Below are 16,061 nucleotides of genomic sequence, written 5' to 3' on the forward strand. Positions count from 1 at the left end.
CCAGCGCCTCCTGGGTGCCCGGCTCGACGTGCGCCCAGGTGGTCGCGCCGTCGTCCACCAGGTAGAGCGCGTGCTCGACGTGCCCGTTCGGGGCGCCGGGACCGGCGGCGCTACGGCTTGATGCGGACCACCTGCGGGTCGTGGTCGCTGGCCTGCTGGGCGAACTCGGCGTTGATGTGCACCACGTCGTACTTGGCGTAGCCGACCTCGGGGCTGACCAGGATGTGGTCCAGCACCTGGGAGTTGCCCTGGTAGACGTACGAGTACTGCTCGGTCTCCGGCAGCTCGTTCACCAGGTCGCGCAGCACGCCGTCCTTGGTGAGCGCGGCCAGCGCGGGCGAGAACTGGTAGTCGTTGAAGTCGCCGAGGGAGACGACCTTGGCCTCCTTGTCGGCGGCCAGCAGCTGGGCGACGAAGCCCTGCTCGACGGTGGCCTGCTTGATCCGCTGCACCTCGGAGCCGCGGGTCGGCTGCTGGAAGCGGCTGTCGATGCCCTGGTCGCCGCCCTTGCTGTTGAAGTGGTTGGCGATGACGAAGACCTTCTTGCCGCGGAAGGAGAACTGGCCGACCAGCGGCTTGCGGCTGTTGGTCCAGGCCTCGTCCTCGGGCGCGATCCGGCCGGGCGAGGCGGTCAGCGCGGTGCTCGCGCCGGTGCCGGTCACGCCGACGGCGGTGGTGGCGGTGCCGCCGGGGATGTCGGTGAAGGACACCCGCTGCGGGTTGAACAGGAAGACCTGGCGGATGTTGCCGCCGGGCTCGCCGCCGTCCTTGCCGTCCTGCGGGTCGACCGAGCGCCAGTCGTAGGCCGGGCCGCCGGCCGCCTTGATCGCGGCGACGAACTTGGCGACGGTCTGGCTCGCGTCCACCGTGCCGTCGTTCTTGCTGCCGTTGTTGTCCTGGATCTCCTCCAGGGCGACGATGTCGGGCGAGCGCAGGTTGGTGACGACGCCCTGGGCCAGCTCGGCGAACTTGGCGTCCGGGTTGCCCGGGGCCAGGTTCTCCACGTTGTAGGTGGCGAGGGTGAGTTCGCGGTCGGTCGCCTGGGCGGTGACCTCGCGCTGGAGGTGGTTGTCCTTCAGCGTGCCCATGGTGCCGGCGACCAGGGTGTAGCCGCCGAAGTTGTTGTAGTCCAGCGGACCGGTGGTGGTGCCGGTCAGCTCGTCGCCGACGTTGGCCACCGGGAAGGGCTGCTGGTTGACCGGCGCCTGCTGCTGGATCATCAGGCGGCCGACGTTGGGCTCGCGGTAGGACTCGTACAGCACGCCGCCGCGCTTGCTGCGCTGGTCCTGGCGGTCGGCGGCGACCCACAGCTCGTTGTACTTGTCGGTCGCCTGGATCACCCGGACGTCCTTGACCTGGACGAGCATGCCCTCCAGGGACTCGTAGAAGTCCAGGGTGTACTTCTCCGGGTTGAGCGCCACGCCGTCGATGGAGCCGTCCGGGCCGGCCGGCGGGGCGTAGGTGCCGGGGATGTTGCGGGTGTCCACGACGACCGGGGCGGGCAGCGGGTTTCCGGCCGACAGGACGGTGACGCCCGGGGCGGAGATCTCGGTGAGGGACTGCGAGCCGCCGCCGAGGTTCGGGTAGTACTCGGTGACCTTGCCGCTCACCAGCACGGAGTCGCCGACCTTGACGGTCGGGTTGCCGCCGGTGAAGACGAAGACGCCCTCGCTGGTGGCCGGGTCGGCGTCCGGGTTCGGGTCCTGGAGCCAGAAGCCCTTGGAACTGCCGTACGCGCGCACGCCGGTGACGATGCCGGGCACGCCGGTGACGGCCTTGCCGGCCTGCGGGGATATCCGGGTGGAGCCCTGGATGTCGTGGATCCGCAGCACCCCGGCCTCGGTCGGGGCCGGGGTGGCGGCGGCCGCGGCGTTCGCCACCGGCAGCGGGACGAGCACCAGCGAGGCGGCCAGCGAGGCCGGGATCAGGGCGGCGCGCAGCAGGGCTCTGCGGGGGCGGGGAGCGGGGGCGGTGGTCACCGGGGCAGGACTCCTAGCTCCGTCGTGCGGCACTGGTGTGGCACGGCGGTCCGGGCGGAGGCGCGCTTCGAGCGCGGCTACTCGCGTAGAGAAGAAGCGGAGGACGGGCTCCCGCCCCCCGCGGCGCCCCTAAGATACGCGCGTAGAAAATCCCCCGACAAGACCCTGGCGGTGAACTGTCGGTTCCCGGGAGGTGACGTGACGCCGGGTCAGTCCCGGCTTCTCACAGCCCGCTCCCAGCTGGCTCCCAGGAAGCCTCGATCCGCTCCACGATCAGCTCGCACAGCTCGTGGGTGCGCAGCGCGTCGTGGGCGTCCAGGGTGCGCCCGGCGCGGACGGCCGTCAGGAAGGCGAGCACGCACTGCTCGATGCCGCGCTGGCGGGCCACCGGCACCCAGTCGCCGCGGCGGCGGACGGTGGGCTGGCCGCGGTGGTCGATCACCTCGGCCAGGTTGTGCACCTCGCGCTTGGAGTCCCCGCCGGAGACCTCCAGCACCTCCTCCGTCGAACCGGACACCCGGTTCATGATGCCGAGCGCGGTGAACCCCTCCCCGCCGAGGGTGAGCACCACGTGCTCGACCAGCCCGTCCCGGGTGCGGGCCCGGACGTCCACGTGCTCGATCTCGCCGGGGGCCAGGAAGCGCAGCACGTCCACAACGTGGATGAAGTCGTCGTACACCAGGGTGCGGGCGGCCTCGGCCAGGCCCTCGCGGTTCTTCTGGAGCACGATCAGGTCGCGCGGGCGCTCCTTGGCCTGGGCGTAGCCGGGGGCGTGGCGGCGGTTGAAGCCGACCATCAGCGAGCGGCCGGTGCGGTCGGCGAGGCCGACCAGCCGGCGGGCGCCGTCCAGGGTGTAGTCGAGCGGCTTGTCGACGTAGACGTCCACCCCGGCGGTGAGCAGCTGCTCGACGATCGGGACGTGCTGGTCGGTGGCGGCGTGCACGAAGGCGGCGCGGATGCCGCTGCCGATCAGCGCGCCGAGGTCGGTGAAGCGGTGCTCGGGGGCGATCCGGTGGGCCTCGCCGATCCGGTCGAGCTTGGCCGCGTCCCGGGTCATCAGCCGCAGGTCGAGCCCGGGCAGCGCGGTGAGCACCGGCAGGTAGGCCTTCTGCGCGATGTCGCCGAGGCCGATCACCCCGACCGGGAGCGGGGTCTCGGGGGCGGCGGTCGAACTCATGGGGACTCCTGGTGGTGCGTGATCGTCGGCCGCCCCCACCCTATGTGCCGCGCGCCGGGGCCGTACGGCCGGTCGGGGCCCGGGCGGCCCGGCTCCTCGGGTGCGCGGGGCCGGGGCGCGGCCGGGGCCGGGGCCGGGGTGTCAGGCCGTGAGGAAGGCCGCGCCGGACGCGAGGAGCGGGGGCAGGGGGGCGGCGGCCGGGTGCCACGGGGCCTCGTACTCCCAGCAGATCCAGGCCTCGGGCGGCAGCAGGCGCAGGCAGTCGGCGATCGGCAGGACGCCGGCGCCCAGCGGGAGCGGGGTGCGGTCGTGCGGCCCGGCGATGTCCTTGACCTGGACGTGGCCGAGGTACGGGGCGAGCGCGGCGTGGCTCTCGGCCGGCGTCTCCCCGGCGAGGTGGGTGTGCATCAGGTCCCACAGGGCCCCGACGGCCGGGTGGGCGACCCGGGCCAGCAGGGCGGCCACCGCTCGTCCGCCCCGGTGGGAGTCGTGGGTCTCGACCAGGATCCGCACGCCGAGCGCTCCCGCCTCCTCCGCGACCGCCGCGAGCCGCCGGACGGCCCGGTCGTCGGCCGCCGGACGGGGGCCGTCGCCGCCGCGCGGGAAGACCCGGACGGCGGCCGCGCCAAGGCCGGCGGCGAGCCGCAGGTGGTCGCGGAGCGCGTCGGTCACCGGGCCGTCGGGCCCGGGGGCGGCGACGCCGACGTAGGAGGCGAGGGCGAGCGGGGTGAGGCCGTGGGCCCGCAGGGTGCGGACCGCGGCGCGGCGTTGCGGCCCCGTCATCGCGGGGTGGACCGGCTCGCCTTCGGCGCAGCGCAGTTCGAGCCCGTCCCAGCCGTGGTCGGCGGCGAGCCGGGCGGCCTCGGCCAGCGGGAGCCCGGGGACGCCGAGCGTGGAGTAGGCGAGCGGCATGGCGGCCTCCGTGGCTGGTCGGGCGGCCCGGGAGGGCCGGGCCAAGGATATATTCAAGCCGAGACAAAGTCCTGACCGCCCGGGCGCCGGCCCGGTCCGAGGAGCACGTGATGCCCACGAGCCGCACCCCCGCCACCGCGACGACCCAGACCGTCGCGCAGGTGAACCAGACCGTCCTCCTGGAGGTGCTGCGACGGCACGGCACGCTGTCCCGGCAGCGGCTGGCCGCCGAGAGCGGGCTGAGCACCGCGACCGTGCACCGGCTGGTGGAGGTGCTGCGCGCCGAGGGGCTGGTGGAGGTGGAGACGGAGCGGGCGCCGTCCAGCGGCGGCCGGCCCCCGCAGCTGATCCGCTACAACGCCCGCGCGCAGACCGTCCTGGCGATCGCGATGCGCCCGCGGCGGATCGTCGGCGTGGTGGCGGCGCTGGACGGCACGGTGCTGCACGAGGCCGAGCACCACTGGGCGTTCCCCGGCCCGGACCGGCCGCGGGAGATCGCCGCCGGGGACCTGACCGGCCCGCTGCTGGACCTGGTGGACGGCCTGCGGGACTGGGCCGGCCGCCACGCGGGCGCCCCCCGCGCCCTCGTGGCGGGTGTGCCCGGGGTGGTGCGGGACCGGACCGGGCTGGTGGAGTTCGCGCCCGCGCTGGACTGGCCCGGCCTGCGGCTCGGGGTGCTGCTGCAGGAGCGGTACGGCGTGCCGGTGGCGGTGGAGAGCAACGTCAACCTGGTCGCGCTGGCCGTCCGGGAGTCCCCGGCCGCGTCCGGGGTGCGGGACCTGGCGGCGGTCGTGGTGGGCATCGAGGTCGGCGCCGGGATCGTGCTGGACGGCCGGCTGCACCGCGGCCGGCTGGGCGCGGCCGGGGCGCTGGGCCATCTGATGGCCGGGCACGCGGCGCTGGACCGGCCACTCGGGTGGACCGGCGACACCCAGGCGAGGATCGGCGACCACGCGCTGGACCGGCGGATCACCGAGGCCGGCCTGGCGGTGTCCGGCAGCCCGGCCGAGCGGGTGGCGGGGCTGTTCCGGCTGGGGCGGGAGGGCGATCCGGCGGCCGTCCGGCTGATCGGCGAACTCACCGACGACCTGGCGCTGTTGGTGGCCAATCTCAGCGCCGTGCTGGCGCCGGAGCTGATCGCCCTCGGCGGGCGGCTGTTCTGGGAGAGCGGCGGCGAGCTGCCGGCCGCGATCGAGAGCCGGCTGCAGGGCCGGGTGCCGGTGCTGCCGCGCCTGGTGGTCGTGCACAGCACCACCACCGAGCTGGTCGGCGCGGCCGCGGCGGCGGTCCGGCTCGCGGACGGGGCCACCTTCATCACGCGCTGAGGCCCGGGTCCCGGCCACCCTGCGCCCCTCTCCTCCCGCCACTATTTCTCACTATGATAGAAACTCCTTGTGCGTCAGCGACCCGAGGAGAACCGGATGCCCACCGCCGCCTTCGCGATGGACCCGGAGCGCTTCCCCGACGTCTACGGCCCCGAGGCACGCGCCCGGGTCGCCGCCCGGGCCGAGGTGCTGGCCGATCCGGCCTCCCCCGACGGCGTGTGGAGCGCCGAGCGACTGGCCGCCGCACCGGAGGCGCTGCGCGAGGTCGAGGTGCTGTTCACCGGCTGGGGCGGCCCCGTCCTGGACGCCGCCGCGCTGGCCCGGCTCCCCCGCCTGCGGCTGGTCCTCTACGCCGCCGGATCGGTGCGCCGGATCGCCGGCGAGGCGTTCTGGGCGGCGGACGTCCCGATCGTCACCGCCGCGCACGCCAACGCCGTCCCGGTCGCGGAGTTCACCGTGGCCCAGATCGTCTACGCCCTCAAGGGCGGCTGGCGCCACGTGCTCGCCGCCCGGGCCGCCCGCGCCGCCGTCCCCGCCGCCCGCACCCCCGGCGGCTACGGCTCCACGGTCGGGATCCTGTCGCTCGGCGCGACCGGACGGCTGGTCTGCGAGATGCTGCGCGGCTACGACGTCCGGGTCCTCGCGCACGACCCGTACGCCCCCGCCCCGCCCGGGGTGCACGCCGTCGACCTGGACGAACTCTTCGCCACCGCCGACGTGGTGAGCGTCCACACCCCGCTGCTGCCGGCGACCCGCGGCCTCGTCGGCCGGCGACTGCTCGGCTCGATGCGGCCCGGCGCGACACTGGTCAACACCTCGCGCGGCGCCGTCCTGGACGAGCCCGCGCTGCTGGCGGTGCTCACCGAGCGGCCCGACCTCTTCGCCGTGCTGGACGTGACCGACCCCGAGCCGCCGCTGCCCGGCTCGCCGCTGTTCACCCTGCCCAACGTGGTCGTCACCCCGCACCTGGCGGGCAGCCGGGGGCTGGAGCGCCGCCGCCTCGGGGACCTGGTCGTCGGCGAGTTCGAGCGCTGGCTGCGCGGAGCGCCACTGCGCCGGGCACTCGACCCGCACACCTACGAACGGATGGCCTGACCCGTGCCGGAGCCCCTGAACCGACGCCACCCCGACGTGGTGCTGATCCTCACCGACCAGCAGACCGCGGACGCGATGAGCGCCGCCGGGAACCCGTACCTGCGCACCCCCGCGATGGACGCGCTAGCCGCCGCCGGCACCCGCTACCCCGCCGCCTACTGCGCCCAGCCGCTCTGCACCCCCTCGCGGGCCAGCCTGATGACCGGCCGGCTGCCCAGCACGGTCGGCGTCACCGGCAACACCGGCGGCCCTGAGGACCCGCTGCTCGGACGGCTGTTCACCGGGGCCGGGTACGACTGCGGCTACGGCGGCAAGTGGCACCTGCCCGAACTGGACCTGCCCGCCGACCGGGGCTTCCGCCGGATCCACCCGGCGGGCGACGACGCCGGGCTCGCCCGCGCCGCCGCCGCGTTCGTCCGCGCGCCGCGCGACCGGCCGTTCCTGCTGGTCGCCTCCTTCCTGGAGCCGCACGGCATCTGCGAGTGGGCCCGCGGCCAGGACCCGCGCACCGGCCCGCTCCCGCCCGCGCCGCCCGTCGCCGAACTCCCGCCGCTGCCCGCCAACTTCCCGGTCGCGCCGTACGATCCGGCGCTGCCCCGGCTGGCCCGGCTCGCCCAGCCGCACACCCACCCGACCGCCGAGTGGCGCGAGGACGACTGGCGCCGCTACCGGCACGCCTACTACGCCCTCGTGGAACGGGTGGACCGGCACATCCGCCTGCTGCTGGACGCGCTCGCGGAGCGCGGCGGCGACCGGGAGACCGTGGTGGTGTTCAGCTCCGACCACGGGGACGGCGCGGGCGCCCACCGCTGGAACCAGAAGTGGGCCCTGTACGAGGAGTGCGTGCGGGTGCCGCTGGTGGTCACCGGTCCCGGGGTGCCCGCCGGCGCGGTGGACGAGCGGCTGGTCGCGGCCGGGCTGGACCTCATCCCGACGCTCTGCGACCTGGCCGGCGTCGAGGTGCCCGACGGCCTGCCGGGCCGCAGCGTCCGCGCCGCGCTCCCGCACGACAGCGTGGTGGTCGAGACCCGCTGGGAGATCCCCGGCTTCAACAACGCGCTCGGCCGGATGGTCCGCGCCGGGCGGCACAAGTACGTCTGCTACGCCTGGGGCGACCACCGGGAGCAGCTCTTCGACCTCGCCACCGACCCCGGCGAACTGGTCAACCTCGCGGTGGACGCCCGGCACGCGGCGCTGCTCGCCCGTTTCCGGACCCTGCTGTCCGAGCACTGCGCCCGGCTCTTTGACCCGTTCGCGCGGTTCGTGCCGCGGGCCGTGTCCTGAGGTCTGTCTTCAAACTCGCGTCTGCGGGGGCCGACCCGGGCGGGTCGGCCCCGTCCGCGGGTGGAACTACGGCCGGACGGCGATCAGTTCGCGCCCGCGCAGGGTGTAGAGCACGCCGTCCTCGTCCGCGGCCAGCCGGGCGCCGCTGTACCACTCGGCGTCCAGCTCGACCAGCACGGTGGCGGCCAGGGTGTCGCGGTCCAGCCGGAACAGGGTGCGCTCGCTGACGCCGTACAGGGTGCCGCCGAGGGCCAGCAGCCGGGGATTGGCGCCGGACACCGCCCCCAGGTCGGCCCGGCGCCCGATCACGGCGGCGTACCCGGGCCGCCCGGAGCCCCGCAGGTCGACGGTGAACGCCCGGCCGTTCACGGTGAGCCCGTACAGGGTGTGGCCGTGCACGACCAGGCTGCTGATGCCCGCGCCCAGGTCCGTCGCGGTGCGCCACAGTTCGCGGCCGGCCACCGGGTCCCAGCCGGCGAGGTCGCCGCGCGGACCGGTGGGCCGGGCGTTGTCGCCCCCGAGGAAGGCCTGGCCGCGGCCGGCCGCCACCGCGCGCACCAGCTGGTCGGGGCCGAGCGGGTCGGTGTGCACGGTGGGCCGGCCGCTGCCGGGCCGGTAGGTGACGAAGGAGCCGCCGCCGGTGGTGTCGGCCTGGACGCCGAGCAGCAGCAGGCCGCTGTCCCGGTCCAGCCGGATCACCTGCGGCCGGTTCTGCTCCTGGGGCAGCGCCGCCTCCTGGACGGGTGCCCGGTCGACGCCGGGGCGGTAGCGCCAGATGCCCTGCGAGGAGTAGACGCCCAGGTAGAGGGTGCCGTCGTCGAGGACCAGGGTGTCCTTGGCCTCGCCGGGCACCGGGAGCTTGCGGACGGTGCCGGCGGCCAGGTCGTGCAGGGCGAGCGAGCCGTTGCCGCCCACGTACACCCGCCCGGCGCGGGCCGCGACCGACATCCCGAGCTGGGCGGCGGCCGGCGCGCCCGCCTCGACCAGGTCCCGGGTGGTGACGGCCCGGGTGCCGAGGTCCAGGGTCCACACGGTGCCGCCCTCGGTGACGCCCGCCAGGGTGTCGCCGAGCCGGCCGAGGCCCCAGGAGTTGCCGTCGGGCACCGGCACCGCGAGCTGTTCGAGCGTGCCGGTGGCGAGGTCGTGGTGCCACAGCACGCCGTGCTCGGTGGAGGTGAACCAGAGGTCGTCGCCGCGGCGCTGGAAGTTGGTGACGCTCTTGGTGCCGGGGACGGCGAAGGAGCGCAGCACCCGGTGGTCCGCGGGGTCGAGCAGCGCGACGTGGGCGGGCGCGCCCTCGGTGGACACGGCCAGCAGGTCGTCGCCGAGGACGGCGATCCGGCGGATGATCGTGTCGCCGCGCAGGTCGGGCGGGGTGATGTCGGTGACGGTGCCGGTGGCCCGCTCGACGGCGTACAGGCTCGCCCGGGTGGCTCCGCCGCCGCCCGCGAGGTTGCTGCCGACGCCGAGGTAGGCGTGGGTCGCGGTGGCGGCGACGGCGCGGCCCTGGGTGGCGTTCGGAGCCGGGGAGGCGACCTCGGTGACGGTGCCGGTGGCCGGGCTCCAGGCGTACAGGCCGGGGCCGGCGGCCCGGCCCTTCTGCCGTCCGGTCGCGTAGACGGTGCCGTCGGGGGCGACGGCCACGTCCCGCACGTCGGCGCCGGGGACGTTGCCGAGCGCGGTCAGCGTCCCGTCGTAGCGGTAGAGGTTGGCCGCGCCGGGGGCGTCGGTGACGCCCAGGTGGAGGACGCCGTCCCGGGCGGCGGAGCCCTGGACGAAGTTGCCGGTGGGCAGCTCGACGGTGGCGGTCACCCGGCCGGTCGGCAGGTGGTGGCCGACCACCCGGGCGGGGGCGAGGTTGCGCGAGCCGATCCACAGGGTCTCGCCGATCAGGGTGGCGCTCATCAGGGGGAAGTCGGCGTTGCCGGGGCCGAGTGCGGTCACCTCCGGCGCGGTGGTCGCGGCCGCGCCGGGGGTCGGGCCGAGCACCGAGAGGGCGGCCACCGCGCCGGTGCCGAGCAGGAGTCGGCGGCGCGAGGGGTTGACGGCAGGCATGGGGCTCCAGGGTCCGGTCACGGGCGGGGCGGGGTCACGGGGCGGGGTCACGGTCGGGGCGGGGTCACGGCGCCGGCGGCGGCGAGCAGCTGCCGGGTGTACGGGTGGGCGGGGGCGGCGAACAGCTCCGCGGTGGGGGCCCGTTCGACCACCCGGCCCTGCCGCAGCACCAGCACCTCGTCGCACAGGTGCCGGACCAGCGCGAGGTCGTGCGAGATGAACACCAGTCCGATGCCGGTGCGTTCGCGCAGGTCGGCGAAGAGGTTGAGGATCTGCGCCTGGACGGAGACGTCCAGGGCCGAGGTCGGTTCGTCGGCGACCAGCACCCGCGGGCCGACGGCCAGGGCCCGCGCGATCGCGACCCGCTGGCGCTGTCCGCCGGAGAGGCGGTGCGGCCACGCGTCGAGCACGGCCTCCGGCAGGCCGACGAGCTCGCACAGCCCGGCCGGATCCCGGTCGCGCAGCCCGTGGGTGGCCAGCGGTTCGGCCAGGGCCTCGCGCACCGTCATCCGGGGGCTGAGCGAGGCGTACGGGTCCTGGAAGACCATCTGCACCCGGCGCCGCAGCTCGCGCTCCTCGCCGCGGCCGGACCCGGCCCAGGGCCGGCCGTCCACCCGCACCGTCCCGGCCTGCGGGCGCACCAGTCCGAGCAGCGCCCGGGCCAGGGTGGACTTGCCGGAGCCGGACTCGCCGATCACCCCGACGGCCCGGCCCGGCGCGGCACTCAGTGAGACGTCCGCCAGGGCCGGGGGCCGGCGCCGGCCGTAGCGGACGGTGAGCCCCTCGGCCACCAGGACGGGGTCGGAAGCGACCACCTCCCTTGGCCTGTAAACTTCCTGACGATCGGTCACTGCGGCGCTGCCCACCGGGAGGTGGCAGGCGAAGCCCGAGCCCCCGTCGGCGGTCCACTCCGGTTCCGAGGTCGCGCAGTGGTCCGCGGCGGCCGCGCAGCGCGGGGCGAAGGCGCAGCCGGCCGGTGCCTCGCCGGCCGCCGGCGGGCGTCCGCCGATCACGGTGAGGGGCCGGCCGGGCGGGCCGTCGAGCCGGGGCACCCCGGCCAGCAGCCCGGCGGTGTAGCGGTGCCGGGGCGCGGCGGCCAGCCGCTCGGTCGGGGCCCGTTCGACGATCCGGCCGGCGTACATCACCTGGACGGTGTCGCAGCTGCGGGCCACCACGCCGAGGTCGTGGGTGATCAGCAGCACGGCGGTGCCGGTCTCGTCGCGCAGCCGGACCAGCAGGTCGAGGATCTCCACCCGGGTGCTGGGGTCGAGCGCCGTGGTGGGCTCGTCGGCGATCAGCAGCTCGGGCCGGTTGGCCATCGCCATGGCGATCAGCACCCGCTGGCGCATGCCGCCGGAGAACTCGTGCGGCCGGTCGCGGTAGCGGCGCGCGGGCCCCTCGATGCCGACCAGGTCGAGCAGTTCGAGCGCCCGGGCGCGGGCCTCGCGGCGGCTCGCGCCGTGCACCAGGGCGGCCTCGGCGAGCTGGCGGCCGACCGGCATCCGGGGGTTGAGATGGGCCAGCGGGTCCTGGAAGACCATGCCGATCCGCCGGCCGCGGACCGCCCGCACGGCGGGCTCGGGCAGGGCCAGCAGGTCGGTGCCGTCGAAGCGGACGGTGCCGCCGGTGGTGCGGCAGCCCGGCGGCAGCATCCGGTTGACGGCCAGCGCGGTGAGGGTCTTGCCCGACCCGGACTCGCCGACCAGGCCCAGGATCTCGCCCGGCCGCACGGTGAAGTCCACCCCGCGCACCGCCTCGCCGGCGCCCGCCGTGACGCGCAGGCCGCGCACCTCCAGCAGCGGTGGGCCGGGCACGGCGGCGGGGGTCGGGGTCTGGGCGGTCTCGGTCGTGGTCACCGCAGTCTCTCCCGGTTGAACGAGTCGGCGAGCAGGGTCAGGCCGAACACCAGCAGGCCGAGCAGGACGACCGGTGCCAGGGCGTAACCCGGGTGGAGGAAGAGGTACTTGGAGCCCGTGTTGATCATCGTGCCGAGCGAGGGGGCGGGCGGCTGGATGCCGAGGCCCAGCACACTCAGCCCGCCCTCGATCTTGACGGCGTGCGCCATCGCCACGGCGAGCAGGGCGGTCGTGGCGTCGACGACGTTGGGCAGCACGTGGCGGCGCAGGATCCGGCCGCGCGGCACGCCGAGCACCCGGGCGGCCACCACGTGGTCGCGGGCCAGCTGGCCGAGCAGGGCCGCCCGGGCCTGGCGGCCGAAGGAGGGCAGCGCGCTGAGCACGACGGTGGCCACCACGCTGCCCAGCCCGGGGCGCACCAGCAGGGCGAGCGCGAGGCCGAGCAGCAGGCCGTGCAGGCCGAGCAGCAGGTCGAAGAGCCGCTGGACGGCTTCGCCGAGCAGCCGGTTCAGGCCGCCGAGCAGCCCCAGGGCGGTGCCGAGCACGGCGGCGGCCGGGACGGCCAGCAGGCAGACCAGCAGTTCGGTGCGGATTCCGGCCAGCGCCCGGGCGAGCAGGTCGCGGCCGACCTCGTCGGTGCCCAGCAGGTGGGCCGCGGACGGCCCGGCCAGCGCGTCCGGGCCCTGCCGGTACGGGTCCAGGGCCGCCAGCGGGCCGAGCAGCCCCAGCAGCACCACCAGGAGGACGAGGAGGGCGCCGGTGCGCCCGCGCCGGGTGCGCAGCGCGGCCGGGAGCGCGGGGCGGCCCGGCCCGCGGCGGCGGGCGGCGGCGGTGACGGCGGTCAACGGTCCTCCCCGGTGCCGGCGCGGGCGATCCGCGGGTCGAGCCGGCCGACCAGCAGCTCCGAGCCGAGCTGGACGAGGACGGCGACGGCCACCGCGAGCATGATCAGGGTCTGGGCGACCGGGTAGTCCCGCTGGTTGATGGCGTCCAGCAGCAGCTGCCCGAGGCCGTGGCGGGCGAAGAGCTGTTCGGCGACGACCGCGCCGCCGAGCAGCTCGCCCAGGTGCAGCCCGAACTCCACGCAGAACGGGGCCAGGCTGTTGGGCAGCACGTGGCGTGCCAGGACCCGCCGGGGCGAGGCCCCCTTGGCGACGGCGGTCAGCACGAACTCCTCCTGGCGGGTGCGGCGCAGCTCGGTCGCGAGCAGCCGGGCCAGCACCGCCGCGCCCGGCAGCGCGAGCGCAACGGCGGGCAGGGCGAGGTACTGGACGGCGAGGTCCGGGGCGGCGAACAGGTCCCGCTCGCCGCCGGCGGGCAGCAGGCGCAGCAGCACCGCGAAGACGAGGACGAACAGCACGGCGGTGACGTACACCGGCAGCGCGAGCAGGGCGGTGGCCAGCGGGTCGAGCACCCGGGCGAGCCGGCCGCGGCGCTCGGAGGCCAGGGCGACGCCCAGCAGCAGGCCGAGGATCAGCATCAGCAGGCCCGCGGCGAGGGCGAGTTGGACGGTGCTGCCGACGCTCTGGCCGATCAGGCGGGTGACCGGCTCCCGGTAGTGGAAGGAGCTGCCGGGGTCGCCGGTGAGCAGTCCGCGCAGCCAGCCCAGGTACTGGACGGGCATCGGCCGGTCCACGCCGAGGCTGTCGGCGAGCCGGTCGCGCTGCTCCTGGTCGGCCTCGGCGCCGAGCGCGGCGGACACCGGGTCGCCGGGGGCGAGGCGGAGCAGCAGGAAGACGGCGACGGAGGCGAGCCAGAGCGTGGCCAGCGCGCCGGACGCCTTTCTGGTCCAGTAGGGCACGGGGGTACTCCGGGGGTCGGAACGGTGGGGCGCCGCCCCGGGGCGGTGGGGGGCGTCCCGGGGCGGCCCGTCAGGCGGTGCGGCGGGTGTCGTCGAGCCGCAGGTAGCCGAGCGCGCTGGTGGCCACGCCGCGCACCGAGGAGGCGAGGGCGTACGTCTCCCAGGCGTGCGCGAGGGTGATGTGGAAGGACTCGGTGAGCAGGTACTCGGACAGTTCGTGGTTGACGTCGGCCCGGGCCCCCTCGTCGGCGGCGGCGAACGCGCGGGTCTGGAGCTCGGCGTAGGCGGGGTCGGTGACGTGGGAGGTGTTCCGGCCGACCTGGAGCGGGCCGGAGACGGTGATCCCGCTCAGCGGGGAGACGCTGACCATGCCGTGGTTGGCGATGAACAGCCCTTCCAGCGTGCCCTGTTGGATCTTCGGCTGGAGCGCGGCGTTGTCCAGCAGCTGGACGTCGACGCCGAACCCGGCCTGCTCCAGGTCGTACTTGACCAGTTCCACGAGGGAGGCGAAGACCGGCGAGTTGGCGGCGGTGAGCGGCACCCGGGCACCCTCGGCCCCGGCCTCCCTGAGCAGTCCGCGGGCCTTCTCCGGGTCGTGCGGGTAGCGGGTGACCTGGTCGGGGGTGACGCCGGGGGTGTTGGAGGGCCAGGGCAGGCTGCTCGCCTCGGCGTGGCCGCCGTACACCTGGGCGACGACGCGGTCGCGGTCCACCGCGTACTGGAGGGCCTGGCGCACCCGGCGGTCGTCGAAGGGCCGGCTGGTGACGTTCACGCCGAGGAACGCCTGCTGGTAGGAGGACCGGGCGGACTGGACGGTGAAGGCCGGGTTGCCGCCGAGCACCTTGAGGTCGCGGCCGGGCACCGCGCCGATCAGGTGGGACTGTCCGGACTGGAGGGCGGACAGCGCGGCCTGGCTGCCGGTCACCGAGCGGACGGTGATCCGTTCGAAGTGGGGCCGGCCGCTCTGCCAGTAGCGGTCGTTGCGGGCCAGGTCGAGCTGGTTGCCGCCCTTGAAGGCCTGCCAGGTGAAGGGCCCGGTGCCGTTGACGGTGTCGGCGGCCCTGCCGTCGACGTAGCTGCGGGCGTCCACCACGGGGTTGAAGGCGAGCGCGTCGAACAGGTTGCTGGTGGGCCGGGCGAGGGTGAGGGTGACTTCGCCGGGGGCGCTCGCCCGGATGTCGGCGAGCCGTTCCAGCAGCGGCTTGACCTGGGAGGACTTGGCGGCGCCGGTGAGCGAGAAGACGACGTCGTCCGCGTCCAGCGGGCGGCCGTCGTGGAAGGTGACGTCCTCGCGCAGCTTGAGCACGAGCCGGGTGCGGTCGGCGCTCCACTCCCAGGAGGTGGCCAGCCAGGGCACCGGCTGGAGGGTCTGCGGGTCGAGGTCGACCAGCCGGTCCAGCACCAGGTTGACGAACACCGGGGTGTCCGGGCCGCGGTGGAGCAGCTGGGTGGGGTCGGGGGCGGCGCCGTAGACGATCCGGAGGTCCGGCGCGGAGGCGGCGGAGGGCGCCGCGCCCCCGCCGGCGGCGTCCTCGGTGGCGGAGCGGCAGCCCGCCGCCAGCAGGGCCGCTCCGGCGCTCAGGCCGAGGAAGCCTCTTCGGGGCAGGCCTCGGTGGCGGGCCGCGTCGCTCATGGTGGTGCTACCTCTTCGGTTCTCGGGGGCGGTCGGCTGGTCCGGGGGCGGTTCCCGGCGCCTCGGGGTCAGTACCGGGTGACTCGGGGTCAGTACCGGGTGACGACGACGCTGTCGCTCCAGGCCACCACGTCGGGGCCGCCGGTGGGGTAGGGGATGTTCTTCGCCGGGTTCCAGTTGGCCCGGTAGATACCGGTCTTGAAGTACGGCGACTGGTTCTGGTGGTAGTTGTTGAGGCCGCTGTACGCGCCGACCTGCACGCCGTCGCGGTAGACCGTGACGGCGCCGGGGGTGGTGTCGGTGGACCAGGTGATGTCGAAGGCCCACTGGTTCCAGTGGCCGAACTGCACGTCGCCGAGCGGGACGACGGCCTCCTGGACGGTGCTGGGGTCGGTGAGCCAGTGGACCTTGAGCCGCCAGCTGCCGTCCTTGACGGTGAGGGCGATCGGCGGCTTGGTGTCGCTGCCGTCGGCGAGCGGGTAGCCGTGCCACTGGGCGAGGATCGTCTCGGTGGGGGTGCGCACCCAGTCGGCGGGCAGGTAGTCGGCGAGGGCGAAGCGGTAGCTGCCCCAGCCGAGGGAGTTGACGGCGACCTCGGAGCGGTAGGAGGCGCCGTCGTTCGGCACGGTGAAGCGGGCGGCCTGGCCGCTGCCGCCGGCGGGGGCGGGTGCCACGGTGATGCTGCCGTTGCCGTCGACGCGCTGGCGGGTCCAGGCGGAGAGGGTGCCGGACTCGAAGCCGTCGGTGAAGACGTCGGTGCCGGACACGACGGCGGGCACGGGGGCGGACGCGGCGGGGGCGGCGGCGTGGGCGGGCGCGGCGGTCACGGCCAGGGCGGCGGTGAGCACGGCGGCGGCGAGGCGGCCGGGGAGGCGGGACATGGCGTTTCTCCTTCTGGGGTTCGGGACGGGGCGACCGGTGGTCTGGGCCGGCTGACCCGGGGT

Annotated in this window: 12 protein-coding genes; 3 read left to right on the top strand and 9 right to left on the bottom strand. The window is 75.6% G+C overall.

The annotated features are described in order from the left end of the window. Positions 1 to 110: 110 nt before the first annotated feature. From ACWD4P_RS23505 to ACWD4P_RS23515, 3 genes are all read right to left on the bottom strand, one after another. A complete protein-coding gene (locus ACWD4P_RS23505) occupies positions 111 to 1,979 on the bottom strand; it encodes an endonuclease/exonuclease/phosphatase family protein (RefSeq protein ID WP_449780924.1) in 1,869 nt (622 codons plus the stop codon). A gap of 223 nt (positions 1,980 to 2,202) precedes the next feature. After that, on the bottom strand, positions 2,203 to 3,156 hold the full coding sequence (locus tag ACWD4P_RS23510; RefSeq protein ID WP_359820700.1) for a Gfo/Idh/MocA family protein: 954 nt from the start codon (positions 3,154 to 3,156) through the stop codon (positions 2,203 to 2,205). A gap of 141 nt (positions 3,157 to 3,297) precedes the next feature. Then, positions 3,298 to 4,068: a sugar phosphate isomerase/epimerase family protein gene (locus ACWD4P_RS23515; protein ID WP_359820702.1), complete on the bottom strand. Its 771-nt coding sequence runs from the start codon at positions 4,066 to 4,068 to the stop codon at positions 3,298 to 3,300. A gap of 110 nt (positions 4,069 to 4,178) precedes the next feature. On the opposite strand from ACWD4P_RS23515, the gene ACWD4P_RS23520 reads away from it, so the two are divergent. From ACWD4P_RS23520 to ACWD4P_RS23530, 3 genes are all read left to right on the top strand, one after another. Next, on the top strand, positions 4,179 to 5,393 hold the full coding sequence (locus ACWD4P_RS23520; RefSeq protein ID WP_359820704.1) for an ROK family transcriptional regulator: 1,215 nt from the start codon (positions 4,179 to 4,181) through the stop codon (positions 5,391 to 5,393). A 96-nt stretch (positions 5,394 to 5,489) separates the two neighbouring features. Further along, on the top strand, positions 5,490 to 6,488 hold the full coding sequence (locus ACWD4P_RS23525) for a hydroxyacid dehydrogenase (RefSeq protein WP_449780925.1): 999 nt from the start codon (positions 5,490 to 5,492) through the stop codon (positions 6,486 to 6,488). A 3-nt stretch (positions 6,489 to 6,491) separates the two neighbouring features. Further along, a complete protein-coding gene (locus ACWD4P_RS23530; protein ID WP_449780926.1) occupies positions 6,492 to 7,772 on the top strand; it encodes a sulfatase family protein in 1,281 nt (426 codons plus the stop codon). A gap of 66 nt (positions 7,773 to 7,838) precedes the next feature. Here ACWD4P_RS23530 and ACWD4P_RS23535 read toward each other — a convergent pair whose 3' ends face one another. From ACWD4P_RS23535 to ACWD4P_RS23560, 6 genes are all read right to left on the bottom strand, one after another. After that, complete coding sequence (locus ACWD4P_RS23535) at positions 7,839 to 9,827, bottom strand: hypothetical protein (protein ID WP_449780927.1); 1,989 nt, start codon at positions 9,825 to 9,827, stop codon at positions 7,839 to 7,841. A 47-nt stretch (positions 9,828 to 9,874) separates the two neighbouring features. Beyond that, entirely contained in the window at positions 9,875 to 11,683 is a 1,809-nt protein-coding gene (locus ACWD4P_RS23540) for a dipeptide ABC transporter ATP-binding protein (protein WP_449780928.1), read from the bottom strand. Continuing rightward, a complete protein-coding gene (locus ACWD4P_RS23545) occupies positions 11,680 to 12,528 on the bottom strand; it encodes an ABC transporter permease (RefSeq protein WP_449780929.1) in 849 nt (282 codons plus the stop codon). The genes ACWD4P_RS23540 and ACWD4P_RS23545 overlap by 4 nt, the downstream gene beginning before the upstream one ends. After that, entirely contained in the window at positions 12,525 to 13,484 is a 960-nt protein-coding gene (locus tag ACWD4P_RS23550; RefSeq protein ID WP_359829942.1) for an ABC transporter permease, read from the bottom strand. Before ACWD4P_RS23550 ends, ACWD4P_RS23545 begins: the two co-directional genes overlap by 4 nt. 70 nt (positions 13,485 to 13,554) lie before the next feature. Beyond that, positions 13,555 to 15,117: an ABC transporter substrate-binding protein gene (locus ACWD4P_RS23555; RefSeq protein WP_449780930.1), complete on the bottom strand. Its 1,563-nt coding sequence runs from the start codon at positions 15,115 to 15,117 to the stop codon at positions 13,555 to 13,557. Between the two features lie 89 nt (positions 15,118 to 15,206). Continuing rightward, positions 15,207 to 15,998, bottom strand: coding sequence for a polysaccharide lyase (locus tag ACWD4P_RS23560; RefSeq protein ID WP_449780931.1), 792 nt, complete (start codon positions 15,996 to 15,998; stop codon positions 15,207 to 15,209). Positions 15,999 to 16,061 lie beyond the last annotated feature (63 nt).

The organism is Kitasatospora sp. NPDC002543, from assembly GCF_053594915.1.